The sequence below is a fragment of the uncultured Plantibacter sp. genome, assembly GCF_963518075.1.
Classification (GTDB): Bacteria; Actinomycetota; Actinomycetes; order Actinomycetales; family Microbacteriaceae; genus Plantibacter; species Plantibacter flavus_A.
In genome coordinates, this window is sequence record NZ_CAUQHZ010000002.1 from 126,119 (window position 1) to 142,841 (window position 16,723).

The 16,723-nt window shown below is 69.5% G+C and carries 16 protein-coding genes; 14 read left to right on the top strand and 2 right to left on the bottom strand.

Features of this window, described 5'->3' with window-relative positions; translation table 11 throughout:
- Positions 1-41: 41 nt before the first annotated feature.
- The 3 genes from RWN05_RS04335 (at position 42) to holA (ending at position 4,284) form a co-directional block, all read left to right on the top strand.
- Complete coding sequence (locus RWN05_RS04335; protein ID WP_079002343.1) at positions 42-743, top strand: helix-hairpin-helix domain-containing protein; 702 nt, start codon at positions 42-44, stop codon at positions 741-743.
- A 47-nt stretch (positions 744-790) separates the two neighbouring features.
- Positions 791-3,163: a ComEC/Rec2 family competence protein gene (locus RWN05_RS04340; RefSeq protein WP_153303424.1), complete on the top strand. Its 2,373-nt coding sequence runs from the start codon at positions 791-793 to the stop codon at positions 3,161-3,163.
- Between the two features lie 65 nt (positions 3,164-3,228).
- Positions 3,229-4,284, top strand: coding sequence for a DNA polymerase III subunit delta (holA, locus tag RWN05_RS04345; protein ID WP_071260815.1), 1,056 nt, complete (start codon positions 3,229-3,231; stop codon positions 4,282-4,284).
- A 191-nt stretch (positions 4,285-4,475) separates the two neighbouring features.
- On the opposite strand, the gene rpsT is transcribed toward holA, so the two are convergent.
- Entirely contained in the window at positions 4,476-4,736 is a 261-nt protein-coding gene (gene rpsT, locus RWN05_RS04350; protein ID WP_064295571.1) for a 30S ribosomal protein S20, read from the bottom strand.
- Between the two features lie 219 nt (positions 4,737-4,955).
- Here rpsT and lepA point away from each other — a divergent pair, with 219 nt between their 5' ends.
- From lepA to hemW, 3 genes are read left to right on the top strand one after another with little or no spacing between them, the layout of a single operon-like run.
- Positions 4,956-6,806 carry a translation elongation factor 4 gene (lepA, locus tag RWN05_RS04355; protein ID WP_064295570.1) on the top strand — a complete coding sequence of 617 codons (1,851 nt, stop codon included), beginning with the start codon at positions 4,956-4,958 and terminating at the stop codon, positions 6,804-6,806.
- Positions 6,803-7,447 carry a DUF1990 family protein gene (locus tag RWN05_RS04360; protein ID WP_229938518.1) on the top strand — a complete coding sequence of 215 codons (645 nt, stop codon included), beginning with the start codon at positions 6,803-6,805 and terminating at the stop codon, positions 7,445-7,447. The genes lepA and RWN05_RS04360 overlap by 4 nt, the downstream gene beginning before the upstream one ends.
- Before the next feature lie 10 nt (positions 7,448-7,457).
- Positions 7,458-8,684, top strand: a complete 1,227-nt coding sequence (gene hemW, locus RWN05_RS04365; RefSeq protein ID WP_064295568.1) for a radical SAM family heme chaperone HemW — start codon at positions 7,458-7,460, stop codon at positions 8,682-8,684.
- A gap of 66 nt (positions 8,685-8,750) precedes the next feature.
- Here the strand turns inward: hemW and RWN05_RS04370 are convergent, their stop codons facing one another.
- Positions 8,751-9,308 carry a DUF4870 domain-containing protein gene (locus tag RWN05_RS04370; protein ID WP_234993956.1) on the bottom strand — a complete coding sequence of 186 codons (558 nt, stop codon included), beginning with the start codon at positions 9,306-9,308 and terminating at the stop codon, positions 8,751-8,753.
- A gap of 216 nt (positions 9,309-9,524) precedes the next feature.
- Between RWN05_RS04370 and hrcA the strand changes: the two genes are divergently transcribed.
- The 8 genes from hrcA (at position 9,525) to era (ending at position 16,629) form a co-directional block, all read left to right on the top strand.
- Positions 9,525-10,547, top strand: a complete 1,023-nt coding sequence (gene hrcA / locus RWN05_RS04375; protein ID WP_064293628.1) for a heat-inducible transcriptional repressor HrcA — start codon at positions 9,525-9,527, stop codon at positions 10,545-10,547.
- 54 nt (positions 10,548-10,601) lie between these two features.
- Positions 10,602-11,723, top strand: coding sequence for a molecular chaperone DnaJ (dnaJ, locus tag RWN05_RS04380; protein ID WP_064293629.1), 1,122 nt, complete (start codon positions 10,602-10,604; stop codon positions 11,721-11,723).
- Position 11,724: 1 nt separating this feature from the next.
- Entirely contained in the window at positions 11,725-12,462 is a 738-nt protein-coding gene (locus RWN05_RS04385; protein WP_064293630.1) for a 16S rRNA (uracil(1498)-N(3))-methyltransferase, read from the top strand.
- 50 nt (positions 12,463-12,512) lie between these two features.
- A complete protein-coding gene (locus RWN05_RS04390; protein ID WP_064293856.1) occupies positions 12,513-12,866 on the top strand; it encodes an HIT domain-containing protein in 354 nt (117 codons plus the stop codon).
- Positions 12,867-12,942: 76 nt separating this feature from the next.
- Positions 12,943-13,956 (top strand): PhoH family protein, encoded by a 1,014-nt coding sequence (locus RWN05_RS04395; protein ID WP_228501858.1) that lies wholly within the window; start codon positions 12,943-12,945, stop codon positions 13,954-13,956.
- Positions 13,953-14,420, top strand: coding sequence for an rRNA maturation RNase YbeY (gene ybeY, locus RWN05_RS04400; protein WP_314138697.1), 468 nt, complete (start codon positions 13,953-13,955; stop codon positions 14,418-14,420). The genes RWN05_RS04395 and ybeY overlap by 4 nt, the downstream gene beginning before the upstream one ends.
- On the top strand, positions 14,420-15,724 hold the full coding sequence (locus RWN05_RS04405) for a hemolysin family protein (protein WP_064293632.1): 1,305 nt from the start codon (positions 14,420-14,422) through the stop codon (positions 15,722-15,724). The genes ybeY and RWN05_RS04405 overlap by 1 nt, the downstream gene beginning before the upstream one ends.
- Positions 15,721-16,629, top strand: a complete 909-nt coding sequence (gene era, locus RWN05_RS04410) for a GTPase Era (protein WP_064293633.1) — start codon at positions 15,721-15,723, stop codon at positions 16,627-16,629. The genes RWN05_RS04405 and era overlap by 4 nt, the downstream gene beginning before the upstream one ends.
- Positions 16,630-16,723 lie beyond the last annotated feature (94 nt).

Sequence of the window (16,723 nt, forward strand, 5' to 3'; positions counted from 1 at the left end):
GAGCGTGTGGTGCGGGGCGTCCGGGCTCGTAGCGTTCGAGGATGACCATCGAACCGGAACCCACGTCCCACCCGGTGCCGTCCAGGCGTTCGTCCACGCGCCGTGTGCTCGGTGAGCTACCGCGCCCGGAGTTCCGCGCCGGGGCGGTCGTCGTGCTGGTGATCGCGGCGCTCGTGGTCGCCATCCTCGTCTCGCTGTTCACCTCAGGCGGGGCGGTCAGGACGATCGGTGGGGTGGAGCTGTCGGCTGACGCGAGCGCCGTGCCCGCCGCCACACCGGGATCGACCACGCCCGCCGGCTCGGCGGCGGGAGAGCTGTTCATCCATGTACTCGGAGCGGTCGCGGCCCCTGGTGTCTATCGGCTGCCGGACGGATCACGTGCGTTCGATGCGGTGGCGTCCGCCGGCGGCCTCCTACCGGAAGCGGACACCAGTGCCGTGAACCTCGCACGGTTCGTGAACGACGGCGAGCAGCTCTATGTCCCCGTGGTCGGCGAGGTGCCACCTGGCGGAGGCGCGAGCGGGTCGGCTGCCGGGAGCCCGTCCGGCTCGCAGCTCGTCAACGTGAACACGGCATCCGCGGCCGAACTCACCGCACTGCCGCGGATCGGGGAGGCCCTGGCTGCACGCATCGTCGCCTGGCGGGAGGCGAACGGGCCGTTCGCCACCCTCGACGACCTGAGCGCGGTCGAAGGCATCGGCGCGAAGACCCTCGAGGGGCTTCGCGCGGCGGCGACGGTGTGACCGCGGACGCGGCCGCCGGACCGACGTCCGGGCGAGGTGAGCGCGCGATGCGGTTCCCACGCCTCCTCATCCCGGCGGCGGTCACCTGGGTCGGTGCGGCCGTCTGCAGCGCGGCTCCGACGCTGGCCTGGGGTGGGGTACTGGTCGCGTTCGTCGTCGCCTCCGCCTGCCTCGGGTGCAGCACGGTCGTCCGGCGTCGCCGTGCAGAGTATCGCCCGGGCGAGCGCCGGACAGGGTCTGTCGTCATCACGACACTCTTGCTCTGCGCGTGTGCTGCGGCGCTGTTCGGCATGGTCGCCGCATCGATCGCCGCACGCGCGCCTGATCGGCAGCCGGAGGCGCTGCAAGCGCTCGGGAGCACGCCCGTCACCGCCGAGGTCGTGGTGACCGGCGACGCCGTGCCCACCGGTTCGGTCACGGCTGCACCCACGGTTCGGTTCGCGGCCGACCTGGTGACGGTCTCGGACGACGGGGGAGCACCGGAGGGCCTCTCGGTCCCGGTCCTCGTCTTCGCACCGGTGCCGGCGGATCGGGCGCCGAGGATCGGTGAGCGCTGGCGCGTCGATGGCCCCCTCCGATGGAATGCACCGGGTGATGCGCGGGCAGCGCTGCTGTTCGCACGGAAACAACCCGAGCTGCTGGGGGAGCCACCGGCGATCCTCGACTGGTCGGCGTCACTGCGTTCCGGCCTGGTCGGGGTCGCGTCCACCTTGCCCGGCCCGGGTGGGGAGCTGCTGCCCGGCCTCGCGATCGGCGATGTGAGCCAGGTGAGCGACGCGGTCACGGAGTCGATGCAGCGCAGTTCGCTCTCGCATCTGACGGCCGTGTCCGGCGCGAACTGTGCGGTCATCGTGTGGCTCGTCAGCACCGCGGTCGCGGTACTCGGCGGTGGGCGGAAGCTCAGGATCGCCTGTGCCCTACTGTGCCTCGCCGCCTTCGTGGTCCTCGTGACGCCCCAACCGAGCGTGCAGCGGGCAGCACTCATGGCTGCCTTCGTCCTGGTGATGGGCGGCTTCGGGCGGCCGATCCGTGGCCTCGCCGCGCTGTCGTTGGCGGTGGTCGTGCTCCTCGTCGCCGACCCCTGGCTGGCCGGGCAGTACGGTTTCGGACTCTCGGTGCTCGCCACCAGCGGTCTCCTGCTCCTGAGCGGACCCCTCACGGACCTGCTCGGTAGGTGGCTGCCCCGGGGGATCGCGGCCCTCATCGCGATCCCGGCGGCCGCCCAGCTCGCCTGCCAGCCGATGCTCGTCCTCCTCGACCCCGCGATCCAGCTCGGCGGTGTCCCGGCGAATCTGCTCGCGGGCCCGGCCGCCGCGCCCGCGACCATGCTCGGACTGCTCGCCTGCGTGCTGGTCCCGTTCGCACCACCACTCGCACTGCTCGTCGCGTGGCTCGGGTGGGTGCCCGCGACCTGGATCGCCGCGGTGGCCCGGTGGTTCGAGGGCGTCCCTGCTGCGCGGGTGCCGTGGCCGGAGGGGCCGCTGGGCGTCGTGCTCGTCACCGTGCCGACGGCCCTGATCGCCACGCTCCTGCTGTTCCGTCGGGATCTGCCTCCGCGGTGGTCGAGGACGATCGGGGTGGCGGTGGTCGTGTCGCTCGTGGCACTGTGCGGTCGGGCGGTCGGGGACGGACTCGGCCCGGCCCTGCACCGGCCGGGCGACTGGATCGTCGCCGCCTGCGACGTCGGTCAGGGCGACGCGGTCCTCCTGCGACAGGGCACCGCCACCGCGCTCGTCGACGTCGGGCCCGACCCAGAACCGCTCCGCGCGTGTTTGGACGCGCTCGGGGTCTCACGCATCGAGCTGCTCGTCCTCACCCACTACGACCTCGACCACGTCGGAGGCCTCGACGCGGTCGTCGGCAGGGTCGACGAGGTGCTGCTCGGGCCGGTCGACGACCCGGAGGACGAGCGCATCGCTCGAGTGCTCCGAGCGGCCGGTGCCGAGGTGCGACAGGCCGGCGCCGGAGACCAGGGGGTGCTGGGGGATCCGGAGAGCGCGGCGCCATGGCGCGTCCTGTGGCCGGACCCCGCGGCAGGCAGCGTCGAACCGGGGAACGATGCGAGCGTGGTGGTCCGGTTCGATCTCCTCGACGCATCGGTGCTGCTGCTCGGCGACCTCGGTGAGGAGGCACAGGACCGGCTACTCGGTCGGCACACGCTCGGGGACGCGGTCGACATCGTCAAGGTGTCGCATCACGGTTCGGCCGATCAGAGCGACCGCCTGGCGCGCCGGGTGGGCGCGACGGTGGCGCTCGTCTCCGTCGGGGCCGACAACGGCTACGGGCATCCGACGCGCTCAGCGCTCGAGCTCTACGAGGCCACCGGTGCCGAGGTCCTCCGCACGGACGAGTCGGGGACCATCGTCCTCGGCCCGGGCGACGGTGGCGGGTTCCGCGTGTGGTCGGAGCGCGGCGGGTGAGCCGCCGACCGCCCCGCCTGGCGTCGGCGGTCGCCGGTAGACTCGGACGGTCGAGAGGAGCCGCTGTGGCTGCACCACGTTCCGCCGGTCGCGGGAAGGCGAAGACGGCGGCCAAGGCCTCGGCGGCGATCCCGCAACTCGGCTGGTCCGAGATCCGCCCGGCGCCGATCGTGTTGGTGTCCGGCACGGAGTCCTTCCTGGCCGACCGGGCGATCCGCCGGCTGCGCGACTTCCTCGTCTCCGAAGACCCCTCGCTCGAGGTCAACGACGTCGCCGCCGACAGTTACGCCCCGGGCGAGCTGCTCACGGTGGCAAGCCCGTCTCTCTTCGGTGAGCCCCGGCTCGTCCGCGTCAGCCAGGTCGAGAAGTGCTCCGACCAGTTCCTCACCGAAGCCATCCGGTATCTCGAAGCACCGCCGGAGGGCGCCTACCTCGTGCTGCGGCACAACGGAGGCGTGCGCGGCAAGAAGCTGCTCGACGCCATCCGCTCAGGCACCGGTGGCGGTGTCGAGATCGTCTGCACGGAACTCAAACGGGACAGCGACAAGGCCGACTTCGCCGCGGCTGAGTTCAAGACGGCCGGTCGGCGGATCACGCCCCAGGCGCTCCGGGCACTCGTCGGAGCCTTCTCCGACGACCTCGCCGAGCTCGCAGCCGCGTGCAGTCAGCTCATGGCCGACGCGTCCGAGGAGATCACCGAGCAGACGGTCAACAAGTACTACGGCGGTCGACTCGAGACGAGCGCGTTCGACGTCGCCGATGCCGCGATCGCCGGGCGTCACGGGGAGGCGCTGCTCGCCCTGCGGCAGGCGCTCGACTCCGGTGCCGACCCCGTGCCGATCGTCGCCGCGTTCGCGATGAAGATCCGCACGATGGCCAAGGTGTCCTCGGCACGCGGCGGGTCCGGGCAGATCGCCCAGCAGTTCGGTCTCGCGCCGTGGCAGGTCGACCGCGCCCGTCGGGACCTGTCCGGTTGGACGGACGCCGGCATCGGCCGCGTGGTGCAGATGCTCGCAGAGACCGACGCCGGCGTGAAGGGCGCGAGCCGCGACCCGGTGTTCGCGCTCGAGCGGCTCGTCGGCGTCATCGCGGCACGCGGGGTCGATCTCTCAGAGCGGTAACCCGTCGAGGCGGTAGAACGTCGAGCTGGCCGTGGTGGCGGGCGGCCCTTCGACAAGCTCAGGGACCCGTGTGCGCTCAAGGACCAGTGCGCGTTCAGGGACCGGTTGTGCGCTCAGGGACCGGCGTGCCCGGGGGACGCGAAAGGCCCCGCACGTTCCGAGGAACGCCGGGGCCTTGCAGCTGGTGTCGCTTAGAGCGCGTTGACCTGCTTGGCGATGGCCGACTTGCGGTTCGCTGCCTGGTTCTCGTGGATGACGCCCTTGCTCACGGCCTTGTCGAGCTTCTTCGAGGCGAGCTTGAGAGCGGACTCGGCCTGAGCCTTGTCGCCGGCGACGACGGCCTCACGGGTTGCGCGGATGGCGGTCTTCAGCTGGCTCTTGACGGCCTTGTTGCGCTCGTTGGCCTTCTTATTGGTGCCGATGCGCTTGATCTGCGACTTGATGTTTGCCACGTTGGGTCAACTTTCGGTTCGAGGAAATGATGTTCGGTGCCGTCGGACGGAAGAGGGCGTCTTCAAGCGAGTTCTCGTGTGGTCTCAACTCACACGCAAGCCAACAGGCAACATTACCAGTCGGGCTGAGTTCTGGCAATCCAGGGTACCGCAGCGCGGGTGCTCCCCGCCGTGGGACAATGAGGGTTGCCCGATTCCACCCCTGACCCCGAGGAACGCGTGAGCCCCCAAGCAGTGAAGGCCCTCGAGCCGGCATCGACCGACCCGGCGTTCATCCGGAACTTCTGCATCATCGCCCACATCGACCACGGCAAGTCGACCCTGGCGGACCGCATGTTGCAGATCACCGGCGTCGTCTCGGACCGCGACATGCGGGCGCAGTACCTCGACCGCATGGACATCGAGCGCGAGCGCGGCATCACCATCAAGAGCCAGGCCGTGCGCATGCCGTGGTCGCTCAACGGCGAGACCTTCGCGCTCAACATGATCGACACCCCCGGGCACGTCGACTTCACCTACGAGGTCTCGCGGTCGCTCGCCGCGTGCGAGGGCGCGATCCTCCTCGTCGACGCCGCTCAGGGTATCGAGGCGCAGACGCTCGCGAACCTCTACCTCGCTCTCGAGAACGACCTCGAGATCATCCCGGTGCTCAACAAGATCGACCTCCCGGCGGCCGACCCCGACAAGTACGCGAAGGAGCTCGCGAGCCTCATCGGCGGCGAGCCCGAAGACGTCCTGCGGGTGTCCGGCAAGACCGGCATGGGTGTCGAGGACCTCCTCGACCGCGTCGTCGGACGCATCCCGAACCCCGTGGGCGACCCGGACGCACCCACGCGCGCCATGATCTTCGACTCCGTCTACGACACCTACCGTGGCGTCGTCACCTACGTCCGCATGATCGACGGCCAGCTGAGTCCGCGCGAGCGTATCCAGATGATGTCCACGCGCGCGGTGCACGACCTCCTCGAGATCGGTGTCAGCTCGCCGGAACCGACGCCCACCAAGGGCCTCGGCGTCGGTGAGGTGGGCTACCTCATCACGGGCGTGAAGGACGTCCGGCAGTCGAAGGTCGGCGACACCGTCACGACCGCGGTGAAGCCGGCGACCGACGCCCTCCCGGGCTACACCGACCCGAAGCCGATGGTCTTCTCCGGTCTGTACCCGATCGACGGCAGCGACTACCCGATCCTCCGCGACGCGCTCGACAAGCTGAAGCTCTCCGACGCCTCGCTCAACTACGAGCCGGAGACCTCCGTCGCCCTCGGCTTCGGGTTCCGCGTCGGCTTCCTCGGCCTCCTGCACCTCGAGATCGTGACCGAGCGGTTGCAGCGCGAGTTCGACCTCGACCTCATCGCCACAGCGCCGTCGGTCACCTACGAGGTGAAGACGGAGGACAAGCAGGTCGTCACCGTCACCAACCCGAGCGAGTTCCCCTCCGGCAAGATCCTCGAGGTGTCCGAGCCGATGGTCAAGGTGGGCATCCTCGCCCCCAAGGACTACGTCGGCACCATCATGGAACTCTGCCAGAGCCGTCGAGGTGCGCTGCTCGGCATGGAGTACCTCGGCGAGGACCGCGTCGAGCTGCGGTACACGATGCCGCTCGGTGAGATCGTCTTCGACTTCTTCGACCACCTGAAGAGCCGCACGCAGGGGTACGCGTCGCTCGACTACGAGCCCTCCGGCCAGCAGGCAGCCGACCTCGTGAAGGTCGACATCCTCCTGCAGGGCGACCAGGTCGACGCGTTCAGCGCCATCGTCCACCGCGAGAAGGCGTACGCCTACGGTGTGCTCATGACCGAGCGCCTGAAGAAGCTCATCCCGCGCCAGCAGTTCGAGGTGCCGATCCAGGCCGCCATCGGTGCGCGGATCATCGCCCGCGAGTCGGTCCGTGCCATGCGCAAGGACGTCCTGGCCAAGTGCTACGGCGGTGACATCACCCGCAAGCGCAAGCTCCTCGAGAAGCAGAAGGAGGGCAAGAAGCGGATGAAGATGGTCGGCAAGGTCGAGGTGCCTCAGGAGGCGTTCATCGCAGCGCTGTCCGGGGACGTGGAGACGAAGGACAAGAAGTGAACGCACGACGCAGTTCGTTCGAGGACGAAGCGGTCGACTACGCGGCCGTCGGCGCCACCCAGCGGACCGACCTCATGCAGTACCCGCCGGAGGGCTACGTGCCGTCGGAGGACGAGTTCCGCCTCGGGAGCGGAGAGGAGCGGTTCGCCCTCGCGAGCAGCGCCCTCCTCACCTGGGGACTGCACCGTTCGAGCGGCGTGGAGATCTCCGAGGTGCACCCCGGCACGGGCGTGCAGTACGGCGGCATCGCCTTCGCCGAGGACGGTACGCCGCTGGAACCCATCGAGACGCACCAAGAGCAGCGCTTCGCCGAGGACGGCACGCCGTTCATCACGCCGGGCACGACGGTCGTCTTCGCCGGCACCGTCGGCGGGGAACCGCTCGTCGGACCGCATCGCGTCATCTCCGTCACCGAGGAGCCGGGTCACGTGAGCCTGGCCATCGGCACGATGGAGGGCGATCCGGAGAGCGGTGAGCAGTCCTTCACGATCGAGCAGCGCGAGGACGACTCCGTCTGGATCGTCGTGCGCTCGTTCTTCCGCCCGACGAAGGGTGCCGCGAAGCTCGTCGGCTCCAAGCGTCGCCGCAAGACCATGAACGACGCCTACCTCCGCGCACTCCTGCCGTCGCGCGGCGTCTGAGCGACGGACCGTGCCGAGCGCCCTTCCACTCGCCGATCCGGCCCCGTCCGACGGACTCCTCCCGGAGACGGCGGCCGTCGGTGCCCACGAGCGCAACTTCGGGGTCTACCTGCACGTCCCGTTCTGCCGGGTCCGATGCGGCTACTGCGACTTCAACACCTACACGGCGACCGAGCTCCGCGGCGCGAAGCAATCGGACTACGCCGACGAGGCGGTCGCGGAACTCCGCTTCGGCAAGTCCGTCCTGGCGTCATCGACCGTCCCCGACCGACCGGTCTCGACCGTGTTCTTCGGTGGCGGCACGCCGACCCTCCTGCCTGCTGACGACCTCGTCCGGATGCTCCGTGGCGTGACGGACAACTTCGACCTCGCGCCCGGCGCCGAAGTGACGACCGAGGCGAACCCCGACTCCGTCGACGCCGCCTACCTCCGCACGCTCGCCGAAGCCGGATTCACCCGGGTGTCCTTCGGGATGCAGTCCGCGGTGCCGAGCGTGCTCGCCACCCTCGAGCGCACGCACGATCCGGCTCGGGTGCCGCTCGTCGTGCAGTGGGCTCGCGAAGCCGGCCTCGGCGTCAGCCTGGACCTCATCTACGGGACGCCGGGGGAGACCCTGGCCGACTGGCGCGTCTCACTCGAGACGGCGATCGCCTGCGCACCGGACCACGTGTCGGCCTATTCGCTCATCGTCGAACCCGGGACGAAACTCGCGCGCCAGATCCGCTCGGGCGTGGTGGGGACCCCCGACGAGGACCTGCAGGCCGACATGTACGAGCTCGCCGACGATCTCCTCACCGAAGCCGGGTACGGCTGGTACGAGGTCAGCAACTGGGCGACGGACGACACGCACCGCTCCCGGCACAACCTCTCCTACTGGACCGGCGAGGACTGGTGGGGTGTCGGCCCGGGCTCGCACAGTCACGTCGGCGGGGTGCGCTGGTGGAACGTCAAGCACCCGGCGGCGTACGCCCAGCGGATCGCGGCGGGGGAGTCGCCGGCCGCCGGGCGGGAGACCCTGGACGACGAGACGCGGGAACTCGAACGCATCCTGCTGCTCACCCGCACGCGGGACGGCATCCCCATCCGGACGCTCGCCCCCGAGGCTCGTACGGCGGTCGCCGGGCTCATCGCCGAGGAACTGGTCGACGCACGGCAGGCCCTGCTCGGACGGCTGGAGCTCACGCGCCGCGGACGGCTCCTCGCCGACGCGGTCGTCCGGCGTCTGGTCGGCGACTGACCCTGCCCGAGGCGCAGAACAGCCCCGCCCGGCGGACCGGACGGGGCTGTGCTCGTACTCGACGGATCAGGCCTTGATGAACTGGATCGTGAGCGGGTAGCTGTACAGCTCACCCTTGTTCGCCTTGATCGCGGCGATGATGCTGAACACGATCACGACGACGTAGACGGCGATGATGATGAACAGACCCACGACGACGATCGTCAGGATCGAGCCGACCACGAGCGCGATCAGCATCGTCAGCTGGAAGTTCAGCGCGGTGAGCGTGTGCGCCTTGATGAACGGGCCGCGGTCCTTGAGGACCAGGTAGCCGATCAGCGGGGGGATGAATCCGAAGAAGATCCCGCCGATGTGGATGAGCGTCGACCAGAGCTTCTCGTCCGACGGGCTCATGGGCTGAGCGGCGGCGTACGGCTGCTGGTACTGCGGGGCGCCTGCGGGCGGCGGCGGGTAGGAGCCGGCAGCGGGCGGCGGCGGCGCGTAGCCACCGGCGGGCGGGGGCGGGTAGGCGCCTGCGGGCGGCTGCTGCGGAGCTGCGGGAGGGGGCGTCGCGCCATCTCCTGCAGGCGGAACCGACCCGCCCTTCGCTGGGTCGACGGGCGGCTGAGCGTTCGGATCGGACATCTTCGCACCTTTCACGGAGAGTGATATTCAATTGGTCCAGCTGAGCGTATCGCACCAGGTGTCGCTCATCAGGGACCCACGCCTGCGGCCAACGGTATTCCCGCGGCACGGGGCCGCGCAAGGGACGGCTGCGCGGAGGCCACGATATGATTGGCAGTCAGGGTCTTCGAGTGCTGATGGTCGGCGCTCCGAGGTGGATGACGGGAGGAGATCGAGATGGTGTCGGATCGCGGTCTCGAAGTGCTCCGCGTCATCGTGCAGGACTACGTCGCCTCGCGAGAGCCCGTCGGGTCCAAGACGATCGTCGACCGCCACTCCTTCGGGGTCTCCGCAGCCACCATCCGCAACGACATGGCGCAGCTCGAGGACGAAGAGCTCATCGCCGCCCCCCACACCTCCTCCGGCCGGGTGCCGACCGACAAGGGCTACCGGATGTTCGTCGACCACCTGGCCGACCGCCGCCCGCTGAACAACGCCCAACGGACGGCGATCGAGACCTTCCTCGGTGCGTCCGGCGACCTCGACGAGGTCCTGCACCGCACGGTGCGGCTGCTCTCGCAGCTGACGAACCAGGTCGCGCTCGTCCAGTACCCGATGTTCTCCCGGGCGCGCGTCCGGCACCTCGAGTTGGTGAGCGTCACCCCGAACCGTGTGCTCGCGGTCATCATCCTCGACAACGGCCGCGTCGAGCAGCGGCTCATCGAGACGGAGAGCCCGGTCGACGATGACCTCATCTCGCGTCTCCGCTCGCTGTGCAACGAGGCGGTCGCGGGCCGTCCACTCCTCGACGCCCACGACGCGATCGGCGACGTCCCCGCCGACATCGCCGATCTCGACCGCGCGGCGGCCGTCCGCATCGTCGACGCGGTGCGCGAACAGCTCTCGGCGCAGCGCCAGGACCGCCTCGTCATGGCCGGCGCCGCCAACCTCGCCCGCACCGAAGACGACTTCCCCGGCAGCATCTATCCGGTCCTGGACGCCATCGAGCAGCAGGTCGTGCTGCTCCGGCTCTTCGGTGAGATGGAGTCCGAGCGCGACGGCGTGGTCGCCAGCATCGGGCGCGAGAACGCGTCGTTCGGCCTCGAGACCACGAGCGTCCTCGCCGGGAACTACCGTTCCTCTGGTGGCGAAATCGCCCGGCTCGGCGTCCTCGGCCCCACGAGAATGGACTACGCGAGCAACATGGCTGCGGTCCGCGCCGTCGCCAGGTACCTCTCGCGCATCCTCGACGCCGAGTGACGCATCCTCGTCGCGTCCTCCAACACCTTCCGCACCTCGAACGAAAGGCCCTCAGTGGCTGACTACCCCGACCACTACGCAGCACTCGGTGTCGCCAAGGAGGCGACGCCCGAAGAGATCAAGAAGGCGTACCGCCGCCTCGCTCGCGAACTGCACCCCGACGTGAACCCGGGTTCCGACGCCTCAGAGCGGTTCAAAGAGGTCACCCACGCCTACGACGTGCTGAGCGACCCCAAGCAGCGCCAGCAGTACGACCTCGGTCCGCAGGCGGGTGGGTTCGGCGGAGGTGACGCCGGGTTCGGCGGCTTCGGCGACATCTTCGACACCTTCTTCGGCGGGGGTGGCCAGCAGCGCGGACCCAAGTCCCGCCGCGCACGCGGCGAGGACGCCCTGTTGCGCGTCGAACTCGACCTCGACGAGGTCATCTTCGGCACCCACCGCGACCTCGAGGTCGACACCGCCGTGCTCTGCAGCACCTGCAACGGCTCCTGCTGCCAGCCCGGCACCTCACCGGTGACCTGCGACATCTGTCACGGCACCGGCTCCATCCAGCGGGCCGTCCGCTCGCTGCTCGGCAACGTCATGACCTCGGCGCCCTGCGGCACCTGCCGCGGCTACGGCACGATCATCGCGACCCCGTGCGTCACCTGCCAGGGTCAGGGCCGGCTCCGTGCCCGCCGCACCGTCTCGGTCGACATCCCGGCCGGTGTCGACACCGGTCTGCGTCTGCAGATGCCGGGGAGCGGCGAGGTCGGCCCGGCAGGCGGCCCGAACGGCGACCTCTACCTCGAGATGAAGGTCAAGCACCACGACGTCTTCAGCCGCGACGGCGACGACCTGTTGTGCACGCTCGAAGTCCCGATGACCGACGCCATCCTCGGCCGCCAGGTCACCGTCCACGCGCTCGACGGCGACGTCGAGGTCGAGCTGCGACCGGGCGTTCAGAGCTCGGAGGTCATCACGGTCAAGGACCGCGGGGTCACGCGCCTCCGCGGGAACAGCCGGGGTGACCTCAAGATCGGCGTCCAGGTCGTCACCCCGACGAAGCTCGACCACCGCGAACGCGAGCTGATCAAGAGCTTCGCCTCGGGACGACGCCAGGGTGCTCCGGCGCTCGCGCAGTTCCAGCAGGGCCTGTTCGCGAAGATCCGCGACCGCTTCCACGGCGTCGGTTGAGATGAGTTCGCTGTACCTCCGCGAGGACCTCGAATCGACCGGTGTCGGCGACTCGGTGACCCTCCGTGGGCCCGAGGCGAAGCACGCCGTCGCCGTGAGTCGGCTGCGGGTCGGCGAGACGACGTCGATCGGCAACGGTCGTGGCCTGATCGCGACCGGACCGGTCGTGCGCAGCGAGCCGGGCGAGTTGGAGATCCGCGTCGAATCGGTCGTGGTGCATCCGGAGAACCGTCCCGGGCTCGTCCTCGTGCAGGCGCTGGCCAAGGGCGATCGCGACGAACTCGCCATCCAGGCGGCGACCGAGCTGGGTGTCGACCGCATCGTCCCGTGGGGTGCCGAGCGCAGCATCTCCAGGTGGCAGGGCGACAAAGCGGTCAAGGGCCGTGCGCGCTGGCAGCTCATCGTGCGCGAGGCGTCGAAGCAGTCGATCCGCGCCCGGGTACCCGAGGTGGCCGAGGTCGTCGACACCCGTGGACTCGCGGCGATCGTCGCCGGCCGGACCGTCCTCGTCCTCGAACCCAGCGCGGCACTCGCGCTCTCGGAGCTCGACCCGTCGGCACTGCTCGCCGAGGAGCTCGTCCTCGTCGTCGGTCCGGAGGGCGGCATCTCGCCGACGGAGCGGGAGCGGCTCGAAGCGGCCGGCGCGATCGAGGTCCGGATCGGCTCGGGCGTCCTGCGCACCTCGACGGCAGGGCCTGCGGCGATCGCCGCGCTCAACGTGCTGCTCGGTCGGTGGTGACGATCCACCAGCCCGCGCACGAGGCCGCCACGAACCTTAGACTGGTGGACATGAGTGAAGCACCGTCGGTATTCAGCCGCATCGTGTCGGGGGAGATCCCGACGACCCTCCTCGCCGAGACCGATCGGGTGATCGCGTTCGCCGACATCGCACCACAGGCGCCCGTGCACCTCCTCGTCGTCCCGAAGACCGCCGAGTACCGCGACGTCGTGGAGTTGGCCGCTGGAGACCCCTCCTTGCTCGCTGAGATGGTCGAGGTGGCGTCGTCGCTCGCGAAGGAGCACACCGGTGGCGAGTTCCGACTCGTCTTCAACACCGGCGAGTCCGCCGGGCAGACGGTCTTCCACGTGCACGCGCATGTCCTCGGCGGTTCCCTGCAGGAGGGCACCCTTGGCGGAGCCTGAGTCCTCGAACCCAGACCACCCCACCGCCGCTCGGCCGGAGGAGGTCGAGCACGTCCTCCTGGTGGACGGGCTCGCCATGGTCCGTCTCCTCGGCCCACAGGACCGACTCCTGACGACCGTCGAGCGCGAACACCCCGGTGTCTCGGTGCACGTGCGCGGCAATGAGATCACCATCACCGGCCCGGCGCCGCAGGCCGACGCCGCCAGACGACTCGTAGAGGAACTCATCACCATGGTCCGAGAAGGACACGACCCGGGGCCGGCGGAGGTCAGCACCTCCGCCCGCATGCTCGGGCAGGACGGCTCGGCCTCCCCGTCGGAGGTGCTCGGGCAGGTCATCCTCACCTCGCGTGGCAAGACGATCAAGGCGAAGACCGTCGGGCAGCGGGCGTACGTCGACGCGATCGACGAGAACACGATCGTGTTCGGCATCGGCCCGGCCGGTACCGGCAAGACGTATCTCGCGATGGCGAAGGCGGTGCAGGCGCTGCAACGCAAGGAGGTCAACCGGATCATCCTGACGCGCCCGGCCGTCGAGGCCGGCGAGCGACTCGGGTACCTCCCGGGCACGCTGACGGACAAGATCGACCCGTACCTGCGTCCGCTCTACGACGCGCTCAACGAGATGATGGACCCGGAGATCGTCCCGAAGCTCCTCGCGGCCGGCACGATCGAGGTCGCCCCGCTCGCCTACATGCGCGGCCGGACCCTCAACGACTCGTTCATCGTCCTCGACGAGGCGCAGAACACCACGCCGGAGCAGATGAAGATGTTCCTCACCCGGCTCGGGTTCGGGTCCAAGATCGTCGTGACCGGCGACGTCACGCAGATCGACCTGCCGACCGGCGCGTCCGGTCTGCGACTCGTGACCCGCGTGCTCAAGGACGTCGACGACATCCACTTCGCCCAGCTCACGAGCGAGGACGTCGTCCGCCACACCCTCGTCGGTCGGATCGTCGACGCCTACGGCGAGTACGACGCCGTCCGACAGGCGCAGCGGTTCGAGCGCGAGCAGGCCGCCGAGTTCGCCAACCGCGCCGAGCGTCGCGGCGCCGCCAGAGACCACCAGCCGAAGCGAGGACGCTCATGACCATCGAGATCAACAACGAGTCCGGCGTCGCCGTCGACGAATCGCGCATCCTCGCCCTGGCGTCGTTCGCGCTCGACGCGATGCATGTGAGCCCCGATGCCGAGCTCGCCATCGTCCTGGTCGACGAGGGCGCCATGGAGCAGTTGCACGTCCAGTGGATGGACGAGCCGGGACCGACCGACGTCCTGAGCTTCCCGATGGACGAGCTCCGTCCCGGCACCGAGGAGAACCCGACGCCGCCCGGGCTGCTCGGCGACATCGTGCTCTGCCCGCAGGTCGCCGAGACGCAGGCGGCCGCCGCGAAGCACTCGACGATGGACGAACTCCAGCTCCTCACCTGCCACGGTGTGCTCCACCTGCTCGGGTACGACCACGCGGAGCCCGACGAGGAGAAGGAGATGTTCGGCATCCAGCGGGACATCCTCCTCGCCTTCGCGCTCCAGGAGAGACGACGCAGCCGCTGATGTCCCTCGTCGCCGTCTTCGTCATCGTCGCGTTCCTGCTCGTCGCGTTCGCGGGTCTCATGGCCGCAGCCGACGCCGCGATCGGCGTCCAGTCGGGTGCGGACATCCTCGACCTCGCAGAGGGCGCCCGCTCGGGATCCGCGCTCCGCGCCATCGCGGCCGATCCGGGTGCGCACGTCAACGCGATCAACTTCATCCGGATCCTGGCCGAGACCACGGCCGCCGTCCTCGTCACGCTCGCACTGGCCTCGTCGATCGACGAGTTGTGGCTCGTCCTCGTCCTCGCGGTCGTCATCATGACCGGCACCTCCTTCGTGCTCGTCGGTGCGAGCCCGCGAGGCGTCGGACGGACCCACGCGAGCGGAGTGCTGCGTTTCAGTGCCCCCGCCATCCGTGCCGCACGGGTGGTCCTCGGCCCGGTCGCGAACGTCCTCGTCTCCCTGGGCAACCGGGTGACCCCGGGGTTGCCCCGTTCGGTCTCCTTCACCTCGGAGGAGCAGTTGCTCAGCATGGTCGACGAGGCCGCCGCGCACTCGGTCCTCGAAGAGGACGACCGCGAGCTCATCCACTCGATCTTCGAGTTCAACGAGACGCTCGTCCGCGAGGTGATGATCCCGCGCACCGACCTCGTCAGTCTGCAGCGCGATCTCAGCGTGCGCGAGGCGCTCGAGGTGTTCCTGGAGACGGGGATCTCGCGGGCGCCCGTCAGCGACGGCGACATCGACGATCTGGTCGGCATCCTGTACCTGAAGGACCTGGTGCGCGCGATGTTCGGTGGCGACGGCGTCACCGAGGTGGGTTCGATCGAGCCGCTCCTGCGGCCGGCGAGTTTCGTACCCGAGTCCAAGAAGGCCGATTCGCTCCTGCAGCAGATGCAGAAGGAGTCCAACCACATCGCGATGGTCGTCGACGAGTACGGTGGCATCTCCGGTCTCGTCACCCTCGAGGACCTCATCGAGGAACTCGTCGGCGACATCTCCGACGAGTACGACACCGACACCCCCGAGATCACCGATCTGCACGACGGACGGTTCCGGGTCGACGCCCGCCTGCCGGTCGACGAGCTGGGGGAGTTGTTCGGCCTCGAACTCGACGACGACGACGTCGACTCCGTCGGCGGGCTCCTCGCGAAGGCCCTCGGAAGGTTGCCCGTGGTCGGATCGACGGTGTCGACCAACGGCCTCGAACTCACCGCCGAGCGGGTCGAGGGGCGGCGGGGACGCATCCTCACCGTCATCGCCCAGCGCGACGACCAGCTGCAGGACGCCCAGCAGGCGTCCACCGACCATCGGGAGCACCCATGAACGACACCACCCCTCCGTCCGACTTCCGAGCGGGGTTCGTGTCCTTCGTCGGGCGTCCGAACGTCGGCAAGTCCACGCTGACCAACGCCCTCGTCGGCGAGAAGGTCGCGATCACGAGTTCGAAGCCGCAGACCACGCGTCGCGCGATCCGCGGGGTCGTGCACCGCGACCACGGCCAGCTCATCGTCGTCGACACCCCCGGCATCCACCGCCCGCGCACCCTGCTCGGCCAGCGACTGAACGACCTCGTGCAGTCCACGCTCTCCGACGTCGACGTCATCGGGTTCTGCATCCCAGCCAACGAGAAGCTCGGCCCGGGCGACCGCTTCATCAACGAGTCGCTCGACGGGTTCCCGCGCGCCAAGAAGGTGGCGATCGTCACGAAGACCGACACCGCCAGCCGGACGACGATCGCGGAGCAGTTGCTCGCGATCTCGGAACTCCGAGACTGGGACGCGGTCATCCCGCTGTCAGCGGTGACCGACGACCAGCTCGACATCCTCGTCACCGAGGTCACGAAGCTCATGCCGCTGTCGGAACGCCTCTACCCGACCGAGGCCACCACCGACGAGACGGTCATCGACCGCGTGTCCGAGCTCATCCGCGAGGCCGCGCTCGAGGGCGTCCAAGACGAGCTGCCCCACTCGCTCGCGGTGACCATCGACGACATGATCCCGCGCGAGGGGACCGACCTGCTCGACATCTACGCGAACGTGTTCGTGGAGCGCGACAGCCAGAAGGCGATCATCATCGGGAAGGGCGGTTCCAGGCTCCGAGAGGTCGGTGCCCGGGCCCGCGCCGGGATCGAGCCGCTCGTCGGATCTCGGGTCTTCCTCTCCATCCGCGTCAAAGTCGCGAAGGACTGGCAGCGCGACCCGAAACTGCTCGGTCGCCTGGGATTCTGACCGGGATCCGGTCGACCGTCGGCGCCGTGCGCCCGCGCGGGTCTGCGCGGGAGTTCTCCGTTACCTGAACGTGACTTGCGTGTCTGCTTTGGGC